We start from the raw sequence: 26800 nt of genomic DNA on the forward strand, positions 1-26800 counted from the left end.
TTTCGTGCTTTCCTTTACGAAAACGATGCATCATGACTGCGCAATATGCAGCTTGACATCATGTTCTTTTAACAGGGCGCGAATGCCCGCCGGGGGCGGTTGATCGGTATAAAACGCGTTAACCTGCGTAATATGCCCTACCCGCGCCATGGGTCTGCGGCGGAATTTGGTATGGTCTGCCAGCAAAAAAACTGTGCGTGCATTGCGGATAATGGCTTGTGCCGCGCTGATTTCATCGGCGTCAAAATCCAGCAGTGTACCATCTTCATCAATGCCGCTAATGCCGATTACGCCAAAATCTGCCCTGTATTGTTCAATCATGGCGGCCGCCGTGGGGCCGACTATTCCGCCATCGCGCAGGCGTACATGCCCGCCTGTAATAATCAGGCTGCATTCAGGTGCAGGTGCCAGTAACGTGGCAACATGAATATTGTTGGTAATCACACGCAGCGCCTTATGAGCGCGGAGAGACTGGGCAAAGGCTTCTGTTGTGGTGCCAATATTGATGAAAAGTGAGGCGCCATTGGGAATTGCCTGTGCAGCATCGCGCCCGATGGCTTCCTTTTCGCGCAGGTGCAGGATCTGCCGATCGGAATATGCAATATTTTCTGAGGGAGACAAAGAACTGGCACCCCCATGATGGCGCGCCAGAAGCCCCTGCGCGGCCATGGTGTTGACATCCCGCCGCACAGTCTGAACCGTGACATTTAGTTCCCGTGCCAAATCTTCACTGGTTGCATAGCCATGCTGCTGCACCAGTTTGAGAATACGGAACCGCCGTTGTTGCACTGCCTCTGTCATACCTGTGCTGTTTCAAGAACCTCCAGAACAGCTTCTCCGTACCGTTCCAGCTTGGAGCGCCCTACCCCTTTGATATCTCCCAGCTCATCCAGATCCGATGGTTTTTCCATGGCGATATCGCGCAGCACGGAATCGTGGAAAATAACGTAAGGCGGTATTTCCTGTTCCTGAGCTTCTTCCCGCCGCCATTGGCGTAGGGCGTCAAACAGGGCTTTGCTGTCTTCTGTAAGGGTAACACCTGCGCTTTGGCTGCCCCTGTCTGACGTACGGCCAGAAGTTTCCACCACGGGGTCTGCCCGCAGGTGAATTTCTTCCTCCCCACGTAAAATGGGGCGGGCAACATTCTGGTTTAAAATCAGGCCGCCATACTGTCCTTCTGTGCGCAAGGCACCACGAGCAATCAACTGGCGAACAACACCGCGCCAGAACTGCTCGCTTTTATCCTTGCCTATTCCCCATACGGTCAGCTTGTCATGCCCGTTACGTTTTACGGCTTCTGTTGTTTTGCCACGTAACACGCTGATAACATGCAGCGCGCCAAAGCATTGCCCCGTGCGATATACGGCAGAAAGCAGTTTGCGGGCAGCTTCCGTGCCATTGAAGGTTAACACCGGGTGCAGACAGTTATCGCAGTGGCCGCAGGGCTCGGCCAGTTCCTCGCCAAAACAGTGGAGCAACGCGCGGGTGCGACAGCCTGTGGTTTCTGTCAGCGCGATCATGGCTTCCAACCGGCTGCGCATAACCCGCTTTTCGCTTTCTGGGGCGGCAGATTGATCCAGCCAGTAACGGGCACGGGCCATGTCCTCACCGCCATAAAGCAGGAGTGTGTCTGATGGCAGACCATCGCGCCCTGCTCGGCCAATTTGCTGGTAATAGGCTTCGGGTGAGGCTGGCATATCCAGATGTACAACGGCCCGTACGTCTGGCCTGTCTATACCCATGCCAAAGGCAACGGTGGCAACAATTACAAGAGGTTCCCCAGACCGAAAACGCAGAAGTGCGGCACGTTTTTCTATGGGGGAAAGCCCTGCGTGATAAGCTAGGGCAGGCCATCCACGTTCACGCAGGGATGCGGCCATGCGTTCCGTGCGGGCACGGCTGCCACAATACACAATGCTGGCGGCATCCTTGTGCCGCTCAAGCGCTGTAACAAGCTGGCGCGTTTCAGAAGCCTTTGGCTGCACGGAAATATTGAGATTGGGCCGGTGAAAGCTGGAAACCAACACTTCGGCATGCGGCATATCCAGCGCAGCTAAAATATCTTCGCGCGTGCGTTCATCCGCTGTGGCTGTAAGGGCAATGCGTGGTACATGCGGAAAATGCCGAGGCAACGCGGTAAGAGCACGATATTCTGGCCGGAACTCATGCCCCCATGCTGAAATGCAATGGGCTTCATCAATCGCAATAACTGAAAGCGGTATGCGCACCAGCCTATCCAGCGTGCCGGATGAAAGCAGCCGTTCTGGAGAGATATACAAAAGGTCTATGCGTCCGTTTGCTAGATCTGAACGGATTTTAGCGGCCTCATCCCCTTCCAGTTCAGAATGGAGAGCCGCTGCGTTGATGCCAAGCTGGCGCAGGCCCGCAACCTGATCATCCATCAAGGCAATAAGGGGAGAAATAACCAGCCCCATGCCTTCCCGGCACAGGGCGGGTATTTGGTAACAGACACTTTTGCCGCCGCCGGTTGGCATAAGCACCAGCGTATCCCTGCCTTCCATAACGCATTCAACAGCTTGCGCCTGTAGGCTGCGGAAACCGGGAAAGCCAAAAACCGCCTGCAGGACTTCCTGAGGCGGTTTTCCAGCAAACCGATCCCGTTCCAGCATGTTCCGTGAATACTGAGCGTGCGTGGATATGGAGTCGGTTTCTGTCATTCTATCAGGGGTTAACCAGTTCAATCTCCACGCGGCGGGAGCCAACCTGCATGCCTTCACTGCTAGAAGGTGCGCGTGGGGTCTGGACGATATGGTCACCCGCCACGCCATCTTCGCTCAGCTGCTGTGCTACGGCTTTGGCGCGCTGGATGGCCAGAAGCGCATCGGCAGACAAATCCTGCCCTGCACGTGCGTAACCTTCTACCTTTACAATGCGGGAAGGATGTCTTTTGGATTTTTCCGCCACCTGCAACAAAACATTGCGGGCATTATCATCCAGCTCTGTTGAGCGAGCGGAGAAGAAAACCACGTATTTGCGTGGTGCGTTGCCAGCACAGGCAGCCAGAAGGCAGAGACCAGCAACAGGAAGCAAGCGGCGCATGTAAAATGTCCTAATCAAGATATGTGCTTATTTCTTCACTGGTGCCCTGCCGGGGGCATTCCGTCAACATAGATTTGCTTATGCAACGGCTGCCTTGGCTACACCGGCAGAAAGCCGCCAGATACGGTCCAGTTTTTCCACGCCGGTCAGACGATGCGCAATAAGGATAACCGTGCGCCCTTCTGTAACGGTGTTAAGCGTGCGCAAAAAGTCCTGCTCAGTCTGGGCATCCAGCCCGGTTGCGGGCTCATCCAGAATCATGATGGGGGCCTGTGTTAGCAAAGTGCGTGCCAGCGCAATACGCCGCCCTTGCCCACCAGATAACTTTATACCGCCCTCACCCAACCATGTATCCAGTCCTTCCGGCAGATTTCGCACAACATCTGCAATCGCGGCTTCTTCCAATGCACGCCACAGGTCTTCTTCCGTAGCCTCTGGCCGGCCCAGCAACAGGTTGGCGCGGATGGTATCATCAAACAGATGTGTAGCCTGAGAAAGCCATGCAATGCGCTGACGCAGGGAATCTGCCTTGATGTGAGAGATATCTTCTCCACCCAGTGTGATTGTGCCCGCTTCTGGTGTGGCTGCTTTGAGAAGCAGGGCGGCAAGGCTGGATTTACCTACCCCAGAAGGCCCCAGAATGGCCACGCGCGCACCTGCGGGAATATCCAGCGTAAGGCCATCAAACACCCATGGGCGATTGGCGGCCCAACGGAACTTTACGCCTTCAATGTGAATATGCGTATCCAGCGGCGCATCAGTCTGCTCGGCAACCGGAATAGTCGCGGCAGATGGCTGTTCTGCCACTTCCACCACACGGCGTGCTGCCGCCCCCATTGCTCCCGCCTGTAGCCCGGCACGGGTCAGGGCTGCAGCACTTTCAAAAGCGGCAACCGTCAGGAATAGGATGCCCACACCTTCAAGCGCGGGAATATGCTCAGCAAACAGACCGCCAATGCTGAGCAGCACGGCAAACACAGCAATCTGTCCAGACAAAAAAGCCATGGCATTGGCAAGGGCCGCACGTCGGGCCAGACGAAGCTGGTCTTGCAAGAGCGCAGCGTCTGCCGCCTGTACCCGTGCCAGCATCCGGCCTTCTGCGCCAAAAGCGCGGATTTCACGCAGGCCACCCACCAGATCCAGAACGGTAATGCGCAAATGAGCCAGATGATGCACGATCTGGCTAGTGGATGCGCGGCTTGAGCGTGCAATCATCCACGGCACAATAAAGGCAGAACACGCAAACAGCAGCCCGACCACAAGCCCCAGCAACACACTTGCATGCGCTGCGATAATGACAAGAGCCGGAAAGGTGACGCATGCACAGATAAGCGGCACCACAATGCGCAGATAAAGGCCATCCAGCGTGCCAATATCTGAAACAAGGCGGGAAAGCATATCTCCCGCTCTGCGAAAGCCCAGGCCAGCGGCAGCACCTTGTGCGAGAGAATGAAAAAACCATACACGCAAATCAGCTAGCGCACGGAACATGGCATCATGCGCAAACAGGCGTTCTGCATAACGCAGGATCACACGGCCAGCACCAATCCAGCGCAAGGCGGCTGTGGCAATAACAATTTCGCCCATAACGCAACCGGCCAGACGCAGGCCAGAGGTTTGCATGAGCGCCAGCCCGAAAGCCAAAGCCAGCAGAGCTAGAACAATACCACCGGCAAGGCGCACACCCTGTTTGCGCCAGAGCGCAAAAACCGTGCGGATGGCTTGCCAGTCTGTTAGTTCCCCGGTGGGGCGTGGGTTAGGCAGAGAGGTCATGCTCAGGCTGCTCCCTGTCGGCTGATAACGCGGCCACCGGCCAAATCTATGCGGCGGCCTTTAAACATATGCACGGCGGCAGAATGGGTGGCCAGAATAACGGTGCGGCCCACGGCTAAGCGTTGCAGGCTTTCAAACACGCTTTTTTCTGTTGCCGGGTCCAGATGCGCTGTGGGTTCATCCAGCAGCAGAACCGGGGCATTTTTCAGATAAGCGCGGGCAATGGCAATACGCTGCGCCTGCCCGCCGGAAAGACCAAACCCGCCTTCCCCAATCCGGGTTTCCAGCCCTTCGGGCAGACTGGGTAGAAACTGGTCCACAGCGGCAGATTTCAGGGCTGCCTGAAGTTCTGCATCGCTGGCATCGGGTTTTGCAAACAGAATATTTTCACGCAACGTGCCGGCAAACAGAACAGGCTTTTGCCCGATCCATGAGACCATGCGTGCCAGTGCATCGGGCACAATGCTATCCAGCGGTGCACCGTTAAACAGAACGCGCCCTGTATCGGGCTGAATAAAGCCCAGCAGCAATTCCATGATGGTGGATTTGCCGGAGCCTGAAGCCCCTGCCAAAATCAAGGTTTCACCTGCAGGCACGGTAAAGCTAACATGGTCCAGCGCCAGACCGCGGGCCGGATCCCATGAAAAGCTGACATCATCAAAGGAGACCATCACACCATTGGCGTTAACGGTGCGTGCACCCTCCGGCGCAGGGCGTTCCTGAGCTTCAGGCAGTTCCAGAACAGCCGTGGCGGCCCCTTGGGCGTGTGCCCTATCCTGATAAGCAAGAGCCAAGCCACGCAGGGGCGCAAAAAACTCGGGCACAGCCAGCAGAACAAACAGCCCCGCTGTAACGGCATGCACCAATGCAGGGGCACTCCCCTCCGCCTGTAGGGCCAGAGCCTGCCGGCCATCCATAATGGCAATAGCAATCAAAGCAACAACCATGGCGCAGTCGATGGAAGCGGAAGACAGAAAGGCCACCCGCAGCACCTTCATGGTGCGCTGGCGCAGTTCTTCCGCTGCATCACCCAGTTTGCGGGTTTCATCTTCCGCACGCCCTGCCAGAACAATGGTGGCAATGCCTTTAACCCGGTCCAGAAAACGCGCCTGTAGGCGTGTCATAGCCAAAAACTGATTGCGGGAGGCCACGGCCGCCCCAATGCCAAACAGCGCCTGCCCAAAAGGTACGGCTATGCCGCATAACCCCAGAACCAGTGCCGCATGCGGTTGCACAAAGGCCACGGGAATAAGAATGGCAACTGGTGCTGCAATCCACAGAATGGAAGCCGGTATCCAGCGGCCAAAAAAGCCGTCCAGCGCTTCCACCCGATCCACAATGGTGGACGCGAGCACACCACTATGCACGCGGCGTAAAAGTGCCGGCCCACCTGTAAGGACAGAGGCCAGAACCTCACCACGTAAGCGGCGGCGTGCGGCAATACCGGCGCGTGCAGCACCTGTATCGGCCTGAACCATAACCAAAGCGCGTAAAATGGCCAGAACAGGAAAAGCCAGAAACGGCCATACAGGCATGGAGCCCGTGGCATCTGCCATTTTCCAGTTAACCAGGGCATGCCCTAGCACCACGGCCACACACCAGACCTGCCCTATGCCGACAAGACTGGAGAGCAGCCCGGCTCCAACCACTGATCGCGCTGCCTGACGCCCCAGACGCGATTGTGTCCGTGTCCAGTTGCGGATTGCTGCTTTCTCGTTGCTCATAACACAAGGCGTTTATACCGACAGACGCAAGACGCAAACAGTTTAGAAAGCCAGCCCCTGCTGCAATCTGGGCATAGCGTCCATTTTTTGCCTTATTTTCTGGTATCTGGCGGGTTTTCAGGCAAACGCATAACAAGCGTATATTGCACGCCACCTTCCCCTTTATACGTGAGTTTTGCCTTAAGCTGGCGCGCAAAGGCATGAATCAGTTTCAGCCCAATACCTTGATGCGCTGGAGGTTCTTCCCACATGCAGCCGACACCATTGTCTCCTACCTGAAGAGTAAGAAGCCCGTTTTTACGGTGCAGGCCCACGTATATGGTACCCTTTTGCCCATTGGGGAATGCATATTTGATAGAGTTTGTTATAATTTCCGTAACAACAAGAGCGAGCGGCACGGCCTGATCTGGATCCATCCAAAAACTGTCCGAAACCACATCCAGCGTAATGCGCCCCGATTCAGATTCTCCGGCAATATGGAGTGTCTGCTCACATAGCTCCTGCAGAAAAACAGACATGTTCAGACTATTCAGGGCATCTTCTGCATAGAGTGTGCGGTGCAGCGTTGCCAGTGCGCGAATTCTATCCCGCGCAAGCGCAAATTCCGCTCGGACCTCCGGGTGCTCAATCTGATTGGCCTGAAGATTGAGTAATGAGGCCACAATCTGAAGGTTGTTTTTAACCCGGTGATGCACTTCCTTCATCAGGAGTTCCTGATGCGCCATGGCTTTTTTCAGCCGTGCCTCATGGCGGGAAAGGCGGCGGGTGGCGCGGGTAAAGGCCTGCCCCAACCGCTGGAGCTCAAGGGGCATGGAGCGGGTAATGCGAGCATCAAAAATGCCTTCCATCTGCCATTTCTGCACAGAATATGTCAGTCGGCGCAAAGGGCCTATCAGCACAATATTGGCTGCCAGTGTTACGGCCACCAAACCAATAACCAGCAGCAACAATAGCCCGACAATTTGCAGGATCATGGTGTGCAGGGCATCAGATTCCATGGAGGTACGCTGGGTGGAAACCAGAATATCCGCTCCCCCCGCTATTGCCCCCAGGGCGTAGCCCCCAAGGCCGGTTGGCAGCGTAATAATGCTGCGCTCGCTATTTTCCAGCGCGTTCTTGAGATCATGCACAATGGATGGTGGGGGAGATTGCCACCCGCAATCCGAGCACACTGGCAGCAATTGGCCATTATGCATGAGCAACCAGGCTTGTATGGGGTTGTCATCTTCGGCAAAAACCTGCCAACCGGAAGCACTGCCCAGATAGGCTCTTTGCCGCGATATCTGGAGAATACCCATCAGGTATCCATGGGCTTCAGGTAGGGCAAGAAAGCCTGCTGGCACTGTAATACGTAAAAAAGCGCCACCTTCCCCCGGTCCGCCACTGGTTTGCACGGCTTCCAGCAATGTGGAATGCACATCTGAGGGCATGGCAAGCGCCCCGACCTCCGCACAATCCCGCCCTTGTGGCGAAACAGACTGAATGGGCTTGCCTTCATCATCCATGACGGAAAGAAAGCAGTAACGCTGACCACTTATGGTTTCCATCAACCGAAGGGCGTGAACGATCTGATCCGGTGTCAGATCCATATGGCCTATGGTTTCAAGGGCACTACGCAGCCTGTCTGTATCATGGCGAAATTGCAGGTCCAGCCGCATAATGGCATTGCCAGCACGTTGTGCGCTGCCAAGGGTAACCTCACGATAATTATGCAGTGCCAGTACAGCGCCAATGGCAATAACAGGAACGGCCGAAAGGCAGATCAACAGCCGCATCCGTGCGCTGGTGGTGCTGAAAATACGCCCCAGGCCAGACAGAAGGGAGGCCACTACCCGGCTTGCAGGGCCTTCCCCTCGCCCACTGATATGCAAAGTGCCTAATCCTGTTTTTCACGGTCTTCCTGAATAAGCTTTAACAGTTCTTCAGGTATGGGTTCATTCACAACATTATCAAACATCTGATGTAGGCCGCGTTTCAGCCACAGGTCAAAAGCTTTATCCCGCTTTTTTTTCGGCTTTCGGGAGGGGGTCGTGTCTCTGCTTTTTCCCATCCTGAACTCCGGTTTCTGCCATACCATCCATGTGGGCATGGCCAGTTGGGTGCTGTGTTTGCACGACTCTGCAGGCTTTGCATCCCTGACATCAGTATCGTACGCCATTGCGGTTACGCCGTCTGCTGTGCGGTGCGCGTTGTATTCCGGGCCGTGCGGGTTTTCCGTCGGGTAGAAGACATCCTGCTGGCAGACTCTGTGCCAGTTTTGCCAGAAACGTCGTCTTCTTCCCCTATCAGCCAGATTTCCAGCTGTCGGCGTGCCCGAAAGACCCGGCTTTTTGCTGTACCCACAGCGCATCCGGCAATATCCGCCAGTTCTTGATAACTCATCCCCTCCAGAACCCCCAAGACCAAAGCTTCCCGCTGGTCGTCTGGCAGCCGTGCAAGCGCTGCATCAAGCTCTTTTAGGGCCAGCCTGTCCTCATGTCGTCCGCTGACAGACAACAGGGATTGGGGCGTATCATCAATGTTCGCAACTTCGCGCTTTTTGCGGAGGTCAGAGATAAAGCGGTTGCGCAAGATACGGTGCATCCATGCGGCAAAATTGGTGCCCATAACAAAACTGTCCTGGGCTGAAAGGGCGTTGCACACCGTATCCTGCACAAGGTCTTCTGCCACAGAACGGTTACGGGTCAGTGCCAGTGCCTGCACCCGCAGCTTGGGAAGAATGGCAATAACCTGATCATGGAAAGAGGCTGTCATTTTTATATTCTCCGCCTTGTGGATCTCTTACCCCTTCAATGTTCGGCGGAAGGAAAAGGTTACATTCAAAAACAAGAGCCACTTCACGAAAACGCGAGATTTTGGGTTTATGCCCTGCCTGATCCATTTTTGGGCTCTGCCTGATCCTGCGCGGCCATAACTTTTTTAAGGGCTGTGCGTGCGCGAGAGACGCGTGCCTTCATTGTTCCCACTTCTACACCGCATATTTCTGCGGCTTCGGCGTATGTCAGTTCCTGTGCGCCTACAAGCACCAGAGCCTCGCGCAGCAATGGAGATATTTGCCACAGGAAATGTTCCAGTTCCTGCATTTCGGTCTGGGTGGAGGAAGACGATTCGGGTGCTGGGGCGGGCTGATGCCCGTAATCTTCCAGCGCAATACGCTCTCTTTTGCGGCGGCGATGTTGTTCCAGAAAAAGATTGCGCAAAATGGCAAGGCACCACGCCCGCAGGTTTGTGCCGGGTGTAAAGCTGTCTGCCTTGTCCAGCGCGCGCACTATTGTATCCTGCACCAGATCATCAGCAATGCTGGAATCTCGCGCTAAAAAGCGGGCAAAGCCACGCAATGCAGGGATACTTGCAAGAAGTTCTGTGCGAAACGTGCGCCGCGTGGCAACATGGGTGGAATGTGGAGTGCGATTCAGGATAAATCCCCTTTCCGGAAAACCGGTGCGCGTGCATCCTCGCGTTCTCGCATGTTTTTGTCATGACCCATTATGAAGGAGACTTGCCATGTCAGAGTCGCTGCGTGACGGCCTGATCCGGGCCCTCCCTTATGGCAGACGTTACGCGCGGGCGCTGACAGGCAGCCAACCAGAAGGTGATCTGCTGGTGGCCGAAAGCCTGCGTGGCCTTTCTGCGCAACGGCTGAAGGAAGGCTTTACACCTCTTTATCAGCTTTATGAGGCAATTTCAGGGCTATTTGCCCGTAAAGGGTTTGCTGCGGAATATGATGTTGCAGGGCTTTCTGTCTCGCAACGCCAACTTCTCCTTTTGATCACGTTGGAAGAAGTGCCTGTTGAAATGGCCGCCCGTATTATGGGTATGCCTCTTAAACAGGCGGAACAGGAACTGGAAGATGCACAGGGCCGCCTGCACAAGAATGTGCAGACATCGGTGCTGATTATAGAAGATGAACCCATTATTGCCATGGATATTGAACAGCTTGTGCTGCAATGTGGGCATCAGGTTGCGGGTATTGCCCACACGCAGGCTGACGCGGTAAAATTGGCGAAAGAAACCAAACCGGGGCTTATTTTGGCAGATATCAACCTTGGCCCAGGTGGGGATGGCATACAGGCGGTGGCGGAAATTACCTCATCTTTCAGTGTGCCGGTTATATACGTAACGGCGTATCCAGAACGTTTGCTAACTGGGGAAACCATGGAGCCCAGTTTTGTTATTACCAAGCCGTTTGACCCCCTTACCCTTGCTGTTGCAACGTATCAGGCAGTGAGCAGCGCACGCACACAGGCCGTATAAGCAAAAAAGCGGTCTCCATTTCCAGTTCTACAAAACGGATTATTTTTTTCCAGCATGGCGCATCCTCCCCTTCTTCATCTTCAGGACATTACTCTTACATTAGGAGGGAACCCGCTGCTGGATGGCGCCGGTTTTGCCGTTGGACGTGGTGAGCGCCTCTGCCTTGTGGGGCGAAACGGTTCGGGAAAGTCCACCCTGCTCAAAATTGCTGCGGGTGTTATTCAGCCAGATTCGGGGTCTGTGTTTGTCCAGCCCGGTGCTTCCCTGCGCTATCTGCCGCAAGAGCCGGATTTAAGCGCCTACGCCACAACGGCGGATTACGTTGTGGGCCAGATTGGAGACCCGGATATGGCATGGCGCGCCACGCCATTGCTGGATGCTCTGGGCTTGACAGGTAGGGAAAGCACGCAAAATCTTTCAGGCGGTGAAGGTCGGCGTTGTGCCATTGCTGGTGTATTGGCGGCGGCCCCCGATGTGCTGCTGCTGGATGAGCCCACCAACCATCTGGATATGCCTACCATTGAATGGTTGGAGCGTGAACTGCTGAGCCTTGGCTGCGCCATGGTAATTATCAGCCATGATAGGCGGCTGCTTTCCACCCTTTCACGTTCTGTTGTGTGGCTGGATCGGGGTGTAACCCGCAGGCTTGATGAAGGATTTGGAAGGTTTGAAGCCTGGCGAGAGGAGGTTCTGGAACAGGAAGAGCGTGATGCGCATAAACTGGACCGGAAAATCGCGCGGGAAGAAGACTGGATGCGTTATGGCGTAACGGCGCGCCGCAAACGCAATGTACGCCGTGTGCGGGAACTGGCAGATTTGCGCACAGCCCGTAAGGAGGCCATTCGAGCACCCGGCACCCTTACCCTGAACACGCAGGCTGCGGCCACATCCAGCAAGCTGGTGGCTGTGGCCGAAGATATTAGTAAGGCATGGGGTGAAAAGCAGGTTGTTCGCCATTTGGACCTGCGCATTCTACGTGGAGACCGGCTTGGTATTGTAGGGGCCAATGGTGCAGGCAAAACCACATTGCTGCGGATGCTAACAGGGCTGGACCAACCCGATAGTGGTACAATCTCACTTGGTCCTTCCCTTAATATGGTCACGCTGGATCAGCAGCGACGTACCCTGAACCCGGAACGCACACTAGCCGATACCTTGACAGAAGGCGGAGGCGATATGGTGCAGGTTGGCACGGAAAAGCGCCACGTTGTGGGGTATATGAAAGACTTTCTGTTTCGGCCAGAACAGGCACGCACACCCGTAAGTGCCCTTTCTGGCGGAGAGCGAGGGCGGTTAATGCTGGCATGCGCATTGGCCAAGCCCTCCAACCTGCTGGTGCTGGATGAACCCACCAATGATCTGGATCTGGAAACACTGGATATTTTGCAAGACATGCTCGCCAGTTATGAAGGCACAGTGCTGCTTGTAAGCCATGATCGTGATTTTCTGGATCGGGTTGCAACATCCGTCTTGGCGACGGAGGGAGATGGCAACTGGATAGAATATGCTGGCGGATACAGTGACATGCTGGCTCAGCGGCACCAGAAACCGCTGACAACGGCCGTTGTGGTGGAAAACGAACCCACAAAACCCAAAGAGACAACTGCTGCGCGTGGCCCGACCAAAAAGCTGAGTTATAAGGACCAGTTTGCGCTGGATAATCTGCCCAAGGAAATGGAAAAGCTGGAAGCACAGGCTGCAACCCTGCGTGAAAAACTGGCAGATCCAGATTTATATGGAAAAAATCCCGCACAGTTTGAAAAACTTTCGGCTGATTTACAGAAGCTCGAAACAAAGCTGGCAGAATCTGAAGAACGCTGGCTGGAACTGGAAATGAAGCGAGAAGCCCTACAGGCCAACTAAGGCAACGCCATTTTTCGGTGAACGGTGCTCTTGCAGGCGGGTGGGTGCAATGCCTATGTTTTGGCATGCTCTGTTTTACTGGTTCTCTTTATAAGCGCACCCTTCCTGCTGGCAGTCTGGCATTGCTTGCCTTTCTGAGCGTGGCACCCATTGCATTCGCGCAGGATACACCCGCCGCTGCAGATGCAGAGGGGGCGCAACCGCTGCTTAGCTTGGTACCTTTACCTCCAGGCAGTCCAACGCCAGTAATCTCTAAGCCGGAGGTGCCAAAGCCTGTGGTTGCTGCAGATAAAAGCACGGGCAGTGTTCCTGTTCCGGTTGAGCAGGATATGCGGCCGCCCTCCATTGCGTTTGATGGCCTTTTTGCGGCCATTCATCAAACACGCATGTTTACAGATCCAAAAGTGGTTTCGGATATTGTGCCAGACCGCTCGCCAACAGATGTGGTGGCATTATGGAAACAGGAAAAAGACAAACCAGGATTTAACCTGAAGGATTTTGTAACCCAGCACTTCACCATCCCTGCCTTGCGCTCTGCCGCCTATACCCGCAGGCCAGATGAAAGTGTGCATGATTACATCTCCGGCATGTGGGATGTTCTAACGCGAGACCCGGATGTGGCCATGCCGTGGTCTACTCTGCTGCCCCTGCCCTATAAATATATTGTTCCGGGTGGGCGGTTTGCCGAGATATATTATTGGGACAGTTACTTCACCATGATCGGCCTCTATGAGGATGATCATGTAGATCTGATGCGCGATATGGTGCGCGATATTGCATCGCTCATCAACACATACGGGCATATGCCCAATGGTAACCGAACCTATTACCTTAGCCGTTCCGGCCTGCCGTTTTTTTCCCTGATGCTGGATTTACTGGCCAGCCATGATGGGCAGATTGCCTATACATCCTTCCTGCCTGAATTGCAGAAGGAGTATGATTACTGGACATATGGCGCAGCCAATCTGCCGCCGGGTATGGCGCGGCACCATGTTGTGCGTTTGCCAGATGGCACACTTATGTTCCGCCATTGGGATACACGCAGCGCCCCACGTGATGAAAGCTGGCCGCAGGATATGGCCACCGCGCAGGAAACAAGCCGCCCTTCTGGTGAGGTCTGGCGTGATTTGCGCGCGGCGGCTGAAAGCGGATGGGATTTTTCATCCCGCTGGCTGGCAGATGGCAAAACGCTGACAACAATTCAGACCACTTCATTGCTGACCATTGAGCTTAATTGCCTGATTGTGCATCTGGATCAGACACTCTCCCACGCCTATGCATTAAATGGCGACCAGGAAAAGGCAGGTTACTATGCGCAGCAGGCAGAAATCCTGCGATCGGCCATAAACCGGTTTTTATGGAATGAAAAACAGGGTGCCTATTTTGACTATAATTGGCGCATTGGGCAGCAGACAGATATTCTCTCCATTGCCACGTCTGTTCCCCTGTTTTTGCATCAGGCCAGTGTGCATCAGGCGGATGCAGTGGCGGAAACACTCAAAACGCGTTTGCTGCATGTGGGTGGGCTGACAGCCACCGAGCACCCGACAGGCCAGCAATGGGATGCCCCGAATGGTTGGGCCCCATTGGAATGGATGGCTGTTAAAGGTCTGGAACAATATGGGCACCATGAATTTGCCGCCGATATTGCACGCCGCTGGATGGCGCGCGTGATTGGCACCTTTGAACGGAGCGGTGTGCTGCTGGAAAAATACGATGTTTCTGCTACCGAGATCAGCCCCACAGGTGGTAAGGGCGGTGGGGAATACCCCATGCAGATTGGCTTTGGCTGGACGAACGGCACCCTGGTTGGCTTTATGAATCGCTACCCGCAAAATACGCGGCAGGTGTTGGATAACAACCCGCTGGCTGATCAGCCCTCGCAAGAACCGCTGCCACCTATTGATGCGTGGGATGCAAAAGGCCCCGATATTCCGGTGGAAGAGCGCTCTCCGCTGCGTGGCGTGCCTTTATCATCCCTCAATACGGAGCAGTTCAACAAGGATGATGATGACGATGATGATGACACGCCTGCGCAGGAGGCTCCGCACAGTGCGCCATCATCAGACAAACCAGCCAAGCAGGATGGCCCGTGAGCAGAAGGTGAAATATTACGGGGTGTAGTGAATCACACTCCGGATAGACTTGCCTTCGTGCATTAGGTCAAACGCTGTGTTGATATCTTCCAGCGGCATGGTGTGGGTTACAAATGGGGCCAGCTCAATTTTACCGGCCATGGCATCTTCCACCATGCCGGGAAGTTGCGTGCGGCCTTTAACGCCACCAAATGCGGTGCCTTTCCATGTGCGCCCGGTTACAAGTTGAAATGGGCGGGTAGAAATTTCCTGCCCGGCCCCGGCCACGCCAATAATCACAGACTGGCCCCAACCCCGATGCGCACATTCCAATGCGGCCCGCATGACTTCCACATTGCCAATACATTCAAAGCTGTGGTCCACACCCCAGCCTGTCATTTCAATAATGACTTGTTGAATGGGGGCTTCATAATCCTTGGGGTTGATAAAATCTGTTGCACCAAAAGCTTTTGCCAGCTCGAACTTGTCTGGGTTGGTATCAATAGCAAAAATCCGGCCGGCCTTGGCTTGGCGGGCCCCCTGAATAACAGCCAGACCAATACCACCCAAACCAAAAACGGCTACGGAATCTCCTTCCTGCACTTTGGCTGTATTATGCACAGCCCCTATGCCTGTGGTAACGCCACACCCAAGCAAGCAAACATGCTCCGGGTTGGATTGCGGGTTAATTTTGGCCAGAGAAACCTCTGCAACCACGGTGTATTCACTAAACGTGGAGCACCCCATGTAATGGTAAAGCGGTTGGCCTTTGTAGGAAAAACGGCTGGTGCCATCGGGCATAACGCCCTTGCCCTGTGTTGCGCGCACGGCAATACATAAATTGGTTTTGCCAGAGGTACAGAACTCACATTTTCCGCATTCTGCCGTATAAAGCGGAATAACGTGGTCTCCGGGTTTAACGCTGGTCACGCCTTCCCCTACTTCCATAACAATACCTGCGCCCTCATGCCCCAGAACCACAGGGAACAGCCCTTCTGGATCATTCCCGGAAAGGGTGAAGGCATCTGTATGGCAAACACCGGTGTTTAGAATTTTAACCAGCACTTCCCCTGCCTGCGGGGGTGCAACATCAATTTCAACAATTTCCAATGGCTGGTTTGGTTTGAATGCTACAGCGGCACGTGATTTCATAAAAATCTTCTCCTGTTCTTCAATGCTGGCAATAATCTGCCATATCCGCTTGTTGGTTGATATTGAGAGTTCGGATTTAGCCCATCACAATTTTCTATGGATATGAAATGGGTCTTATTTCACATTCATCCATGATAAATGGTATTTATCAAAAGATCTTCTGCCCTTCCCTGTTGATGCAGGATTTCAGGCAGAAAAATTGAAGGATGAGAAAATGAAGTGCCCTTCTTGTGGGTCCGAGTATCCCTATCATGATGGAAACCTATGGGTTTGCCCGGAATGTGCCCATGAATGGAATGAAGATGCGGCAGCAGATGCAGACACAACAGCGGATACCTCTGTTGTGCGGGACGCCAATGGAAACCAGTTGGCCGATGGTGATACGGTAACGGTTATTAAAGATCTGAAAATCAAAGGGTCTTCTCAGGCAGTTAAAGGCGGCACCAAGGTTAAAAATATTCGGCTGGTGGATGCGGGCGATGGCCACAACATTGCTTGTAAGATTGCCGGTTTTGGCGCGATGAATCTGAAATCTGAATTTGTGAAAAAATCCTGATTACTTCACCAGAGGGCGCATTATCAAACATGCGTCCTCTGACTTGCCGGACCTTGTTTTGACATCCATGACCATGCAGCCTTCCTCAAACATCAAAACCGTTGCTCTTATAGGTGCTGGTGCTGTTGGGCTTTGCCTTGCCACAGCTTTTGCAAAAGCGGGATGGCAGGTTGTGGTGTGTGGCGCGCGTCAACCATTTGCGCAAATAGAAGAAACAGAAGGTGCAAAAACGCATACACACCGTATTCGTCATGCTCTGACACCGGCTGAGATTGGTGAGTGCGATACAGTTGTTCTGGCTGTGAAATCTCATCAAACCCAGAGTGTTTCTCATTGGCTGCAAGCGTTTAACCGTGCCAGCGCCACTCTTCTGGTTGCGCAAAACGGGCTTGGGCAAAAAGAGCGTGTGGCCAGTTTTGCACCACAGGCCAATATTTTACCTGTTATTGTGTATTTTAATGCACAACGTTCTGGCCCCGGTAAGGTAGTGCTGAAACATATTGGAGAGCATGATTTATGCCTGCCAGATACCGCAACAGCGCACTGTTTTGCAGATAGCCTGCAAAAGGGAAACATGCGGGTGCAAACAACCGCAGACATAACAACAGCTCTCTGGTTGAAATTACTGGCAAATATTACCGCCAACCCGATCACGGCATTAACTGGCCGTAGTACGGGCGTGATGCAAGATCCCGCTATTTTGGAAACTGCACGCCAGATAATGGCCGAAGCTGTAAAGGTTGGGCAGGCTGAAGGCGCAAAGCTGACAACGCAGCATATTGAAAATAGTCTTGCGTGGCTTCAGACCATATCGGCAGAAAGCATCACCTCCATGTTGCAGGATCGTCAGGCTGGGCGCGCGCTGGAATATGGTGCGTTAACTGGGCAGGTTGTAAAAGCGGGGAAAAAACATGGTATTGAAACGCCACTCAATAGCCTTGTTCTTTCCCTGCTATCTGCAATACATCCAATATCTTGCTGAAGTATCTGTTTTTCAATCTATAGATATTGCGGCAAATTTCCTTACACAGATACGGCCTGCGCCAGACGTTTTACAACTTGGCGTGAATGCTGCATGAGTTCTGGCATGTTCAGGCCCTTAATCATCCCCTCGTAAACCACGGGTTTGCCTGCTTTAAGCACATGGCGTACGGTAGCCGCGCCTGAAGCCACCGGGGCAATAAGCGGATCTGCCAATCCTGCGTGGCGTGGATGATTGATGTCATGCACAACCAGATCTGCCACCATGCCTTCAGCCACAGAGCCTATGTCTGGCAGGCCCAGAATACGCGCACCCTCGTAAGAACTCCAGCGCACAACGTCCTCGCAACGAATGGCATCTGCCCCGTGCACAAAGCGGTGCAAAAGCCATGCCATGTGCATTTCTGCCCCCATATCGCAGGCCTCGTTTGAAGCAGCACCATCAACCGCCAGAGAAACACGCCCACCTGCCTGTTCCAAAGCGGGTGCCGGGGCTATGCCAGAACCCAGACGACCATTACTTTGCGGGCAATGAGCCATGCCTGTTTGTGTTTGTGCCAGCAAGGCTATTTCACTGGCATCCAAATGCACCAAATGGGCAAACCAGACATCTGGCCCCAGCCAGCCATGTTCCCCTACAAATTGAACAGGCCTCATGCCGTACATTTCATTGCAGTATTTTACATAATTTTCAGTTTCTGAAAGATGCGTGTGCAGGCCAATGCCCATGCTGCGTGCAGCTTCTGCCAAGGTGCGCAGTTCATCCGGTGTTACACCCCATGTGGGGGTGTTGGGGGCAATGGCAATGCGCCGGCTGCTATCCGGTGCCGGATCATGGTATCTGCTTACCAGATCACTCACCTGTTTGAGCATGTCATCCAGCGTTTCCGTGGGGGCTGGAACAATTTCATCCGTGTCAAATTTGCGGGCGCGCGTTGTACCGCCACGGGCCAGAACCAGCCGCATGCCCATTTTTTCGGCCGTTTCAAAAAGAACGGCGGCTGGATCATACTGATAACTGCGCGCAAACAGATAATGGTGGTCCACGACTGTTGTGCAGCCAGAGAGCAGAAGCTCCGCCATGCCAACCTGAGCCGCTGTTTGTAGCGTGTCTTCGTCCAGATACCGCCAATATGTGTTGGGCACCAGCCGCAGCCATTTTTCAAGCGGAGCATTGATGGCGGAAGGAATTCCCTTGAGCATGCTCTGGAACAAATGATGGTGGGTGGAAACCAACCCCGGCGTAATCACACCCCCCTGCGCATCCAGGACTGTATCGCCCGCCTGTTCTGGAATATGGCCAATGCTGACAATACGCCCTGCCCGTATGCGTATATCTCCTACCCGTCGTTCCTGCGGCCCTTTTAGCCCCGTAAGAATGCCCGATGCATTGCGGATGACCAGATCATTCATGCGGGCATCACCTTGGCGCGATCAGTGAATTTGCTTGTAAAGGCAGATTGCCAGTTGACGGTTTTATCCAGCAGGTCGTTCTCTACCATAAATTGATACGTTGCTTGCCAGCGGGCTTCTGTCATGCAGCCCAAACCCAGTGTTTTTGTATCTCCGCCTTCTACCACATTGGCTTTGGCCATGGCGTTATGGCCAAACATAATTTGCCCTTCTGTCATCCGAGGGTTGGCTTTGCGTATCAGGGCGTTCCCTGGTTCTGGATCACGCATGTAATCCTGCCACCCTAACAGAGAGGCATGCACGAAGGCTTGTGTGGTGGCATCATTTTTGTCTGCAAACTCATGCGTTGTCAGCACGGGTGTGCCATATGGCGGGTAGCCCAGATCTGCAAACGGGAAAAAATGTACCGGTACATTATGCTGTTGGGCTTCATAAGGCTCGGATGATGCATAGGCCTGCACGGCCATTTCCGGGTTTAGAAAAAAGGGTTGCAAGTTAAAGGTATAAGGTTTTGCCTGCGCTGGGCTGTAACCGAATTTTTTGCACAGCCACCCCCAGTAAGAGGCATGGGCCGGGCTGGAAATCAGAATGGGATGATTGCGTAACTGGGCCAGGTCTGTGATGTTGTCATGCGTCATCAACCCCTGAAGATCATGTTGGAAAGAGGACATGACGGTGAGCAACGGCATGCCCCCCTGTATGCCGCGCAAGGTTTGAAAATCGTAACCTGTTACAAAATCTGCTCGTCCTGCGGCCAGAATCTGCATGGTGTTTACCTGTGGGCCGCCCATATCTATTTGTACATCCAGCCCTTCCTGCGCATAAAATCCTTTTGCCAGAGCCTGATAGAACCCACCCACTTCAGCTTGAGCGAACCATGAAAGCAGCAGTTTGACCGGAGTTGCCGCATGCACGCGAGAAAGTGGTGTAAAAGCAGCAATAGATGATGCCGCGGCAACTGAAAGCAATGAGCGACGCGTAAGAGACATTCCGGGTTCCTGCACAGGCATGGATATTTATTTCGATAACGATATGTTCATACGGAATGTGGATCTTTGGGAAGCTGTAAAATAGAGTACGCTCCATTGCTTTTTTTATAACGATTTCCCCCTTGATCTTCGCAGTATTGAATGGCCTAAACATTATAAATCATTTCTATACAGGAATGTTCCGGTTAGCCAAAACATCCATGGTTGTGTGCATTTACGTGCAGCTGCCCGAATGATCTTTTGGTTCCTCTCCCGCAAAGTTTGGATGCATCATGCAAGAAACCGTTATCAGCATTCAGTCTGCTGAAAAAACATTTCCAAACGGTGTTCAGGGTCTGGCGCCCATTACTCTGGATATCTTTCCAAAGGAACGTATCAGCCTGATTGGCCCTTCTGGTTGCGGCAAAAGCACGTTGCTCAAGCTGATTGCCAATTTACATCAGCCCTCTGAGGGCAGCCTGAGCTGGTGGAACAAAGATTTTAGCGAAGTGGGTAAAGAAAACCACAGGCTCTCCTTTGTGTTTCAGGAACCGACTTTGATGCCATGGAGCACAGTGCGCAAAAATGTGCGCCTGCCGCTGGATCTGGAAGGTATTGCCCCTGCGGTATCAGAACCGCGCGTGCAAGAGGCGCTGAAAGTTGTGGGGTTGGAGCATGCGGCGGAGCGCTTTCCTGCCCAGCTTTCTGGGGGAATGAAGATGCGCGTTTCCATTGCCCGCGCATTGGTAACGCGCCCTAATCTGTTGCTGATGGATGAACCCTTTGGCGCCCTGGATGAATTGACCCGGAACCGCCTGGATGAGGACATGGCAAATTTATGTGGCAAGGATGATCTCACCCTCTTGTTTGTAACACATTCTTTGTACGAAGCCGCTTTTCTTTCTACACGGGTGATGGTTATGGCCGCACATCCGGGACGGATATTTGCTGAATACGAAATTGATCCTGCCATTCCCAGAGACGAGGCTTTTCGCCTGAGCGATACGTTTGCCATGATCTGTCAGGATCTGAGCAAGCTGTTGATTGAAGCCTCTCATTCCTCCCTTGTTGCAAAGGTGGCCTAATCTATGCCTGCCCGCCTGATCTCTCTTTTTGCGCCTTTGGCTGTTGGCGTTCTGTTTCTTCTGTTATGGCAGGGTATCTGTTATATCTGGCACATTCCGCCTTATCTTATGCCTGCGCCATCTGATATTGCGCACTCTCTTTTCAGCAATATTAATCCATTGTGCCATGCTTTATACAGCACGTTAACTGTTACGTTGGCTGCACTTCTGGTTTCTGTGGTTTTTGGTGTTCTGGTTGCATTTGTGTTGGTACAACATCCGCTGATAGAGCGTAGCCTGATGCCTTACGTCGTGCTTATGCAGGTAACCCCTGTTGTGGCTCTTGCTCCATTGATTATTATTTTGGTAAAAACAACACTGCTAGCTCTTATTGTCTGTGCAACTTTAATTGCAATTTTTCCTATTATTTCCAATACATTACAGGGTCTTAAAAGTGTTGATCCAGGGTTGGCTGCGTTTTTCAAAATGCATAAAGCCTCACGCCTCAAAACACTTTTACGCCTGCAAATACCAAGCGCGCTGCCCATGTTTATGGCGGGCTTGCAAATTTCCAGCGGCCTTGCGCTTGTGGGGGCTGTTGTTGCAGAATTTGTGGCAGGCACAGGGGGTAATAGCGCAGGTTTGGCTTACGAAATTTTACAGGCCGGTTTTCAAATGGATATTCCGCGCATGTTTGCTGCGCTGTTCATGATTACCCTTACAGGTCTTGCTCTTTATATGGCCACCAGCAGTATCAGAAAACTGGTGCTATATAATCGTATTCAGCATTAAAAATCGGCACTTTACCCATGCCTTTTTGTTGACTGTTCGAAATATTAAATTCTATACTGCAACAAGTGAGTAGAAGCGGTCGGAATAAAATATTCTGGGCATTGCTCCGCCATGTTGGGTCTACCCGGCATGGGGGAAGCCTGCACCGCTACGTCATACACTTTCCCTCATGCTGGTTGAACCAACTGCCTGCCCTCAGGGGCCAGTTTGCAATTTGTGTGTGAGAACCGCCATGACTCTAAATACCAAAACCACCCCAGATTACGCTATGGAGGAGCTTAAGCGTGAGGCCACCATTGGCAGTATGGGCACAACCTCCGCGCGTTCCATTCCCGTTATTGATCTTTCAGATTACGAAAACAGACGTAGCCAGATTGCGGATGATTTGTGGAATGCCGCCACAAAAGATGGATTTTTCCAGGTCATCAACCACGGTATCTCGCTGGAAGATATTGACAGCGCCTTTGCAGAAGCAAAAAGATTTTTTGCGCTTCCTATGTCTAAAAAAGAAGTGTTCAAAAAGAAACCAACCGTAAATGCCGGGTGGGAATATTGTTCTCAGGTGCGTCCCTCAACCGGCACGCCGGATAACAAGGAATCTTACCAGATTACTTTGCCGGAAATGGATAACCTGTGGCCAGATGAGCAGCTTCTTCCCGGGTTTCAGGAAAAACTTCTGCAATTTGAGGAAGATAACTGGCAGCTTGCCATGAAAATACTGTCCTGTTTTGCAGAAAAACTTGGGTTTGAAAAAGATTTCTTTGCAGAGTGCTGTAAAAGATCTTCACTAGGCTACCAATGCACTTTGCGCCTTATCCATTACATGAGCATGGAAAATGCCAAGCCGGAAGACTTCAAACAATGGCGTGCTGGTGCGCATTCAGACTTTGATTGCCTGACACTCCTGCATCTGCGCGAAGGTGAAGGCGGCTTGCAGCTTTGTCCGGGCAACGAAATTGAATCCAATGCCTGGACAGAAGTTGTTCCCGTTGCAGGTGCCGTGACCTGTAATATTGGTGATATGCTGATGCGTTGGAGTGATGACAAGCTGAAGTCCACCCTCCACCGTGTACGTATGCCGCAACCGGGAGAATATCTTGGTCCGCGCCTGTCTGTTCCATTTTTCTGTCAAGCAAATCGGGAAGCCGTAATTGAAGGACCAGAAGGTAAATATCCGCCCATTACAGCGGAAGATTACATTTACCAGCGGCTACATGCCAATTTTGTGCAAAAACACAAGTAAAGGGTAACGTATGGGGGCGTTTAGCGCCCCTCATACAGTTTTTGTGCCAGATGATTATGCTGTTCTATGACGGCAGTTACGTCCAGTTTTGTGAAATGACCATCCTGTATCAGCACCTTGCCATTAACCATGCTGAAGGCAACGGAAGATGGGGTGCAGAAAACCAAAGCAGCTACCGGGTCACTTAACGCGCCGGTATATTCCAGCTTGCGCATATCAAACGCAATAATATCAGCCGCTTTTCCTACAGCCAGTTGGCCAATATCGGAGCGGCCCAGAACCTTGGCTCCTCCGCGCGTGGCCAATGCCAATACATCACGCGCTTTTAGCATAATGGCCTGTTCATCCTGTGCAGATAACAGGCGGGAAACCAGCATGGCCTGGCGTGCTTCTGCTAGAATACTGGCGCCATCATTAGAAGCCGAACCATCAATTCCCAGCCCGACAGGAACACCCTGTTGCTGCATGGCCCAAACAGGGGCAATGCCAGATGCCAAACGCATGTTGGAACATGGGCAATGCGCAACGCCTGTACCTGTTTGGCCAAAACGGGCCATACCTGCCTCATCCAGCTTTACGCAATGGGCATGCCATACATCTGCACCAACCCAGCCAACATCTTCCGCATATTCTGCTGGCGTTTGCCCAAAACGCTCCAGACTGTAAGCCACATCATGCTGGTTTTCAGCCAGATGCGTGTGCAACCGGGTGCCGGTGGCACGGGCCAGCTCTGCCATATCGCGCATTAGTTCCCGACTGACAGAAAAAGGAGAACACGGTGCGCCCCCTACAGTCAGCATCGCAAGAGGTTCCGGGTCGTGATACGTTTCAATAACGCGCAGCGTATCCCGCAGAATATCGGCTTCCTTTTCTACCAGATGATCCGGCGGCAGCCCCCCAGCACTTTCTCCCACACTCATGCTGCCACGGCAGGCATGAAACCGCATGCCCATTTCAAGCCCGGCCTCAATTTCATCATCAAGGCGGCAACCGTTGGGAAAGAGATAGAGATGATCACTGGTGGTGGTGCAGCCAGACATCAGCAGTTCCGCCATGGCCGTACGGGTGGAGGCTTTGACCATTTCTGGCGTAAGACGTGCCCAGATGGGGTAAAGTGTTTGCAGCCATTGAAACAGGGATGCGTCCTGAGCCTGCGGAATAACCCGCGTTAAGGACTGGTACATGTGGTGGTGAGTGTTCACCATGCCGGGCATTACCACATGGCCAGACATATCCAGCACGGTATCAGCCGGGGGGTGTGGGTCTTCCAAACCACCAAGGGCGACAATCTGCCGCTCTTCTATCACAATCCACCCGTTTTTCAGCTCTTGCCTGTCATCATTCATCGTGACGAGGCACAGGGCATTTTTCAGCAAGTATCTATGTGACATGGCAAAAACACCTAGCCCCTCCCTTTGTAGCAAAGAGAGGGGCGTTAAGTTTGTTCAGGACGGTATTAGAAAGAGGTGGAAATTGTGCCTGTCATGGAGAAGCGTGGTTCTACCATGAAGGTATTGCCGTAACCTGTGTAAGCGGCGGAGCTACCGCTATAAACGGTGCCGGGGTCATGCTTGCTGTAAACAGCACCCATGGCGCCCGTGCGCACAATGGAGCCTGTCAGGTTGGTGAAGTTCAACCGGAAAGTTGGAGACTTCACAAAGCCAAATGGCTTGAAATGATACCCAACAGTCAGGCTATTGGTCACGTAACCCGGTATTCTCTGGTCCCCGGCAACACTGACAGACTGCGGACCGGTGTAATGCACGGACCCGTTGGCGAAGAACCCTTTATACTTATAGGTCAGACCAAAGTTGGCCATAACCCGCGGCGCCATAATAGCCTGCGTGCCCTTGGAATGCAGCATGACGTTCTGATACGGGTCAAACACGTTACTGTCCTGCGTGGCATGCAGATACTCCACAGAGGCATAGGGGCTGAAGCCGTGGATTTCACGCCCGGCGATCATGAAGTCCAGCCCGCGCATGGTCTGGCTACCGATGGAGAATGGCCGGTAGTTGTTCATGCCCAGATACTGGTCAACCACACGGTTGGTGACGTTGTAGTTGAAGAATGACAGATCCATCATCATGTAGCGGTTGTGGTAGCGATACCCCAGCTCTTCCTTAATGGAATACTGGTTCTTCAGGATTGGCACATCCGTGTATAGCCAGCCCATATCGTTTTCTGTAGGTTGCCGGTAATCCCCTTCCGCATTCACATAGATCTGGTTCTGATCATTGATGTTGTAGCTAATGGAAAGCTGCGGCAATGGTGCTGTGCTGTTGCGGCCCTGCCTGCCGTAGTAATCCTTGTTCCATGCATTGGACATGACAAACTTGAAGCCACCGTTAATCAGCAGTTTGTCATGCAGATATTTTGCTGTGTCCTGAATGAACAGTGAGTGGATTTCATACCCCGCAACCTGCCGATCGCCCTTATCAATGCGATACTGAGACCAGTTCGGGCTGGGTGCGCCGCCTGCTGGCATGGCAAAGCTGGTGGGGTAGCTGCGGTCTGATACGCTGTTGTTATACCAGTAGCCGAATGTCAGGTGGTTGTGCCTGTCAATATCGTAGCCGAGCGATGCCGTGGCCCCCACCACGCGGTTGCCATGTTCCTGAAAGTAGCCAACGGTGTTCTGCATATCACCCGCAGGATTGGCTTCTGCACCATTGGGTTTAGCGCTCCAGCCCTGCCCGTAGGTGAGATAAGGATGCAGGTCAAATGAGAGTTTATCTGTAATAACGGTGTGGATAGGCGCGCTCAGGAAGATTTGGTTCCAGTGGTCGGCATTGTTTTTCCAGTAGTTTGCATTCCCCGGATGGGATGAACGATCCCAACCCTGCCCCGTGTGCTTGTACTGCATAAACTGGTCTTCAGTGGGGTAGTTATCAATCGTCCAGTCAGCAGAGTTCCAGGAGATAAACAGGTTTGCGTTGGAGCCGTTTTCCCAATCCTTGCGTGCGCCAAAATCAATATGCTTGCGCTCATTGATGCCAGAGCCCATCCAGCTGCGTGCATGCGTATTAGAGAACGAGAAGTACCCCCGAATACCGGTATTGCCGATATCCCCTGAATCAAGGCGAATGAACTCGCGCGAGAGATTGTTGGTGCCGTAGGAGAAATCCGTCATACCGCCAAATTTGTGTGACGCGATATGGGATTTGGAGTTCATCACCCCGCCAGCAGCAGACATTACAGGCAGATCACGCGCAGCACTGCCAGGTGTGATGCTGACTTCATCCACGTTTTCTGAATCAATAATTTCTGCCAGATATTTTGCCTGCCCGGCAGAAATGCCATCTACCATAATGGCCATGTCACGGTCTGTCAGGCCGCGTGTCTGCACCTGCCCGCCCTGCATGCCCGATGTATCCGGTGTGGTGACGTTCACACTTGGCAGGTTTTTAACCAGATCCAGCGCAGTAGAAACAGGGCTGCGCATATCAATATATTCTTTGGTAACCGTTTGTACGGCATGGGGGGCTGTTTCCAGCCGCATCATGCCGCCGCCGCCATTGCGCTTGCGACGGGAGGACCCTACCGAAATTTCCTCTGCCCCATGCGCCTCAATAGCTTTTGTGGAGCGTGTGCGGGCATGTCCTGCGGAAGATGTTGAAGCTGCACGCGCAAGTTGAGAGGACTTTTTGGCGGGCGTAGCCGTTTGTGCATGCGCTGTGGAAAAGCTTGCGCAAAATCCGACAGCACTAACAAGGCAGGACAAAGCAGCAAGATGCTGACGATAGGTCAGTCGGGACAGGATAAGGCGCGATGGCGCAATAATCCGAAAGGACATGAGAAAATTCCTCAGCAGGGCAGCTTAACAACGATGCGGGAGAGGCACTCCTTTTTTTTCAAATCAGCCTTGGATGAAGGCGGCAT

Annotated in this window: 22 protein-coding genes; 8 read left to right on the plus strand and 14 right to left on the minus strand. The window is 53.1% G+C overall.

The features are described from left to right. Window positions 1-30 precede the first annotated feature (30 nt). The 9 genes from CSR02_RS09330 to CSR02_RS09370 form a co-directional block, all read right to left on the minus strand. Window positions 31-801, minus strand: a complete 771-nt coding sequence (locus tag CSR02_RS09330) for a DeoR/GlpR family DNA-binding transcription regulator (RefSeq protein WP_042787263.1) — start codon at window positions 799-801, stop codon at window positions 31-33. Beyond that, the gene (gene recQ, locus CSR02_RS09335) at window positions 798-2678 is read right to left on the minus strand and encodes a DNA helicase RecQ (protein WP_099541459.1); all 1881 of its coding nucleotides are present in this window, start codon (window positions 2676-2678) and stop codon (window positions 798-800) included. Before recQ ends, CSR02_RS09330 begins: the two co-directional genes overlap by 4 nt. A gap of 4 nt (window positions 2679-2682) precedes the next feature. Beyond that, the gene (locus CSR02_RS09340; protein WP_042787261.1) at window positions 2683-3060 is read right to left on the minus strand and encodes an OmpA family protein; all 378 of its coding nucleotides are present in this window, start codon (window positions 3058-3060) and stop codon (window positions 2683-2685) included. 78 nt (window positions 3061-3138) lie between these two features. Next, a complete protein-coding gene (gene cydC, locus CSR02_RS09345) occupies window positions 3139-4833 on the minus strand; it encodes a thiol reductant ABC exporter subunit CydC (RefSeq protein ID WP_099541460.1) in 1695 nt (564 codons plus the stop codon). Between the two features lie 2 nt (window positions 4834-4835). Beyond that, window positions 4836-6557 carry a thiol reductant ABC exporter subunit CydD gene (cydD, locus tag CSR02_RS09350; protein ID WP_099541461.1) on the minus strand — a complete coding sequence of 574 codons (1722 nt, stop codon included), beginning with the start codon at window positions 6555-6557 and terminating at the stop codon, window positions 4836-4838. 92 nt (window positions 6558-6649) lie between these two features. Continuing rightward, window positions 6650-8332, minus strand: coding sequence for a sensor histidine kinase (locus CSR02_RS09355; RefSeq protein ID WP_099541491.1), 1683 nt, complete (start codon window positions 8330-8332; stop codon window positions 6650-6652). 101 nt (window positions 8333-8433) lie between these two features. After that, window positions 8434-8646, minus strand: a complete 213-nt coding sequence (locus CSR02_RS17160; protein WP_052013527.1) for a NepR family anti-sigma factor — start codon at window positions 8644-8646, stop codon at window positions 8434-8436. 74 nt (window positions 8647-8720) lie between these two features. Next, the gene (locus CSR02_RS09365; RefSeq protein WP_042787257.1) at window positions 8721-9311 is read right to left on the minus strand and encodes a sigma-70 family RNA polymerase sigma factor; all 591 of its coding nucleotides are present in this window, start codon (window positions 9309-9311) and stop codon (window positions 8721-8723) included. Between the two features lie 107 nt (window positions 9312-9418). Further along, entirely contained in the window at window positions 9419-9895 is a 477-nt protein-coding gene (locus CSR02_RS09370; protein WP_099541462.1) for a sigma-70 family RNA polymerase sigma factor, read from the minus strand. Window positions 9896-10061: 166 nt separating this feature from the next. On the opposite strand from CSR02_RS09370, the gene CSR02_RS09375 reads away from it, so the two are divergent. From CSR02_RS09375 to treF, 3 genes are all read left to right on the plus strand, one after another. Next, window positions 10062-10811, plus strand: a complete 750-nt coding sequence (locus tag CSR02_RS09375) for a response regulator (RefSeq protein ID WP_099541463.1) — start codon at window positions 10062-10064, stop codon at window positions 10809-10811. Window positions 10812-10865: 54 nt separating this feature from the next. Next, a complete protein-coding gene (locus CSR02_RS09380) occupies window positions 10866-12674 on the plus strand; it encodes an ABC-F family ATP-binding cassette domain-containing protein (RefSeq protein WP_099541464.1) in 1809 nt (602 codons plus the stop codon). Between the two features lie 65 nt (window positions 12675-12739). Then, a complete protein-coding gene (gene treF / locus CSR02_RS09385; RefSeq protein ID WP_099541465.1) occupies window positions 12740-14770 on the plus strand; it encodes an alpha,alpha-trehalase TreF in 2031 nt (676 codons plus the stop codon). Window positions 14771-14785: 15 nt separating this feature from the next. Here treF and CSR02_RS09390 read toward each other — a convergent pair whose 3' ends face one another. Then, entirely contained in the window at window positions 14786-15901 is a 1116-nt protein-coding gene (locus CSR02_RS09390) for an S-(hydroxymethyl)glutathione dehydrogenase/class III alcohol dehydrogenase (RefSeq protein ID WP_042787252.1), read from the minus strand. A 214-nt stretch (window positions 15902-16115) separates the two neighbouring features. Here CSR02_RS09390 and CSR02_RS09395 point away from each other — a divergent pair, with 214 nt between their 5' ends. Both CSR02_RS09395 and CSR02_RS09400 read left to right on the plus strand, forming a co-directional pair. After that, the gene (locus tag CSR02_RS09395) at window positions 16116-16457 is read left to right on the plus strand and encodes a zinc ribbon domain-containing protein YjdM (RefSeq protein ID WP_099541466.1); all 342 of its coding nucleotides are present in this window, start codon (window positions 16116-16118) and stop codon (window positions 16455-16457) included. 67 nt (window positions 16458-16524) lie between these two features. Beyond that, complete coding sequence (locus CSR02_RS09400) at window positions 16525-17439, plus strand: ketopantoate reductase family protein (RefSeq protein WP_099541467.1); 915 nt, start codon at window positions 16525-16527, stop codon at window positions 17437-17439. Window positions 17440-17480: 41 nt separating this feature from the next. Here CSR02_RS09400 and CSR02_RS09405 read toward each other — a convergent pair whose 3' ends face one another. Both CSR02_RS09405 and CSR02_RS09410 read right to left on the minus strand, forming a co-directional pair. Next, on the minus strand, window positions 17481-18851 hold the full coding sequence (locus CSR02_RS09405) for an amidohydrolase family protein (RefSeq protein WP_099541468.1): 1371 nt from the start codon (window positions 18849-18851) through the stop codon (window positions 17481-17483). After that, window positions 18848-19861: an ABC transporter substrate-binding protein gene (locus CSR02_RS09410; protein ID WP_099541469.1), complete on the minus strand. Its 1014-nt coding sequence runs from the start codon at window positions 19859-19861 to the stop codon at window positions 18848-18850. Before CSR02_RS09410 ends, CSR02_RS09405 begins: the two co-directional genes overlap by 4 nt. A 251-nt stretch (window positions 19862-20112) precedes the next feature. Here CSR02_RS09410 and CSR02_RS09415 point away from each other — a divergent pair, with 251 nt between their 5' ends. The 3 genes from CSR02_RS09415 (at window position 20113) to CSR02_RS09425 (ending at window position 22918) form a co-directional block, all read left to right on the plus strand. Then, a complete protein-coding gene (locus tag CSR02_RS09415; protein ID WP_099541470.1) occupies window positions 20113-20904 on the plus strand; it encodes an ABC transporter ATP-binding protein in 792 nt (263 codons plus the stop codon). A gap of 3 nt (window positions 20905-20907) precedes the next feature. Further along, window positions 20908-21675: an ABC transporter permease gene (locus CSR02_RS09420; RefSeq protein ID WP_099541471.1), complete on the plus strand. Its 768-nt coding sequence runs from the start codon at window positions 20908-20910 to the stop codon at window positions 21673-21675. 232 nt (window positions 21676-21907) lie between these two features. Then, complete coding sequence (locus tag CSR02_RS09425) at window positions 21908-22918, plus strand: isopenicillin N synthase family dioxygenase (RefSeq protein WP_099541472.1); 1011 nt, start codon at window positions 21908-21910, stop codon at window positions 22916-22918. A gap of 20 nt (window positions 22919-22938) precedes the next feature. On the opposite strand, the gene CSR02_RS09430 is transcribed toward CSR02_RS09425, so the two are convergent. Together CSR02_RS09430 and CSR02_RS09435 are read right to left on the minus strand one after the other, a co-directional pair. After that, complete coding sequence (locus CSR02_RS09430) at window positions 22939-24309, minus strand: 8-oxoguanine deaminase (protein WP_099541473.1); 1371 nt, start codon at window positions 24307-24309, stop codon at window positions 22939-22941. Window positions 24310-24374: 65 nt separating this feature from the next. After that, window positions 24375-26714 carry a TonB-dependent receptor gene (locus CSR02_RS09435; RefSeq protein WP_099541474.1) on the minus strand — a complete coding sequence of 780 codons (2340 nt, stop codon included), beginning with the start codon at window positions 26712-26714 and terminating at the stop codon, window positions 24375-24377. Between the last annotated feature and the right edge of the window lie 86 nt (window positions 26715-26800).

The organism is Acetobacter pomorum, assembly GCF_002738225.1.
GTDB lineage: Bacteria > Pseudomonadota > Alphaproteobacteria > Acetobacterales > Acetobacteraceae > Acetobacter > Acetobacter pomorum.

Excerpts from the sequence above, each read along its gene's own strand:
- CSR02_RS17160 (WP_052013527.1), bottom strand. The coding sequence starts at position 8,646 with ATGCCCACATGGATGGTATGGCAGAAACCGGAGTTCAGGATGGGAAAA.
- CSR02_RS09415 (WP_099541470.1), top strand. The coding sequence starts at position 20,113 with ATGCAAGAAACCGTTATCAGCATTCAGTCTGCTGAAAAAACATTTCCA.
- cydD (WP_099541461.1), bottom strand. The coding sequence starts at position 6,557 with ATGAGCAACGAGAAAGCAGCAATCCGCAACTGGACACGGACACAATCG.
- cydC (WP_099541460.1), bottom strand. The coding sequence starts at position 4,833 with ATGACCTCTCTGCCTAACCCACGCCCCACCGGGGAACTAACAGACTGG.
- CSR02_RS09330 (WP_042787263.1), bottom strand. The coding sequence starts at position 801 with ATGACAGAGGCAGTGCAACAACGGCGGTTCCGTATTCTCAAACTGGTG.
- CSR02_RS09380 (WP_099541464.1), top strand. The coding sequence starts at position 10,866 with ATGGCGCATCCTCCCCTTCTTCATCTTCAGGACATTACTCTTACATTA.
- CSR02_RS09390 (WP_042787252.1), bottom strand. The coding sequence starts at position 15,901 with ATGAAATCACGTGCCGCTGTAGCATTCAAACCAAACCAGCCATTGGAA.
- CSR02_RS09395 (WP_099541466.1), top strand. The coding sequence starts at position 16,116 with ATGAAGTGCCCTTCTTGTGGGTCCGAGTATCCCTATCATGATGGAAAC.
- CSR02_RS09375 (WP_099541463.1), top strand. The coding sequence starts at position 10,062 with ATGTCAGAGTCGCTGCGTGACGGCCTGATCCGGGCCCTCCCTTATGGC.
- treF (WP_099541465.1), top strand. The coding sequence starts at position 12,740 with ATGCTCTGTTTTACTGGTTCTCTTTATAAGCGCACCCTTCCTGCTGGC.
- CSR02_RS09400 (WP_099541467.1), top strand. The coding sequence starts at position 16,525 with ATGACCATGCAGCCTTCCTCAAACATCAAAACCGTTGCTCTTATAGGT.
- recQ (WP_099541459.1), bottom strand. The coding sequence starts at position 2,678 with ATGACAGAAACCGACTCCATATCCACGCACGCTCAGTATTCACGGAAC.
- CSR02_RS09430 (WP_099541473.1), bottom strand. The coding sequence starts at position 24,309 with ATGTCACATAGATACTTGCTGAAAAATGCCCTGTGCCTCGTCACGATG.
- CSR02_RS09355 (WP_099541491.1), bottom strand. The coding sequence starts at position 8,332 with ATGCGGCTGTTGATCTGCCTTTCGGCCGTTCCTGTTATTGCCATTGGC.
- CSR02_RS09405 (WP_099541468.1), bottom strand. The coding sequence starts at position 18,851 with ATGAATGATCTGGTCATCCGCAATGCATCGGGCATTCTTACGGGGCTA.
- CSR02_RS09340 (WP_042787261.1), bottom strand. The coding sequence starts at position 3,060 with ATGCGCCGCTTGCTTCCTGTTGCTGGTCTCTGCCTTCTGGCTGCCTGT.
- CSR02_RS09410 (WP_099541469.1), bottom strand. The coding sequence starts at position 19,861 with ATGCCTGTGCAGGAACCCGGAATGTCTCTTACGCGTCGCTCATTGCTT.
- CSR02_RS09425 (WP_099541472.1), top strand. The coding sequence starts at position 21,908 with ATGACTCTAAATACCAAAACCACCCCAGATTACGCTATGGAGGAGCTT.
- CSR02_RS09420 (WP_099541471.1), top strand. The coding sequence starts at position 20,908 with ATGCCTGCCCGCCTGATCTCTCTTTTTGCGCCTTTGGCTGTTGGCGTT.
- CSR02_RS09435 (WP_099541474.1), bottom strand. The coding sequence starts at position 26,714 with ATGTCCTTTCGGATTATTGCGCCATCGCGCCTTATCCTGTCCCGACTG.
- CSR02_RS09365 (WP_042787257.1), bottom strand. The coding sequence starts at position 9,311 with ATGACAGCCTCTTTCCATGATCAGGTTATTGCCATTCTTCCCAAGCTG.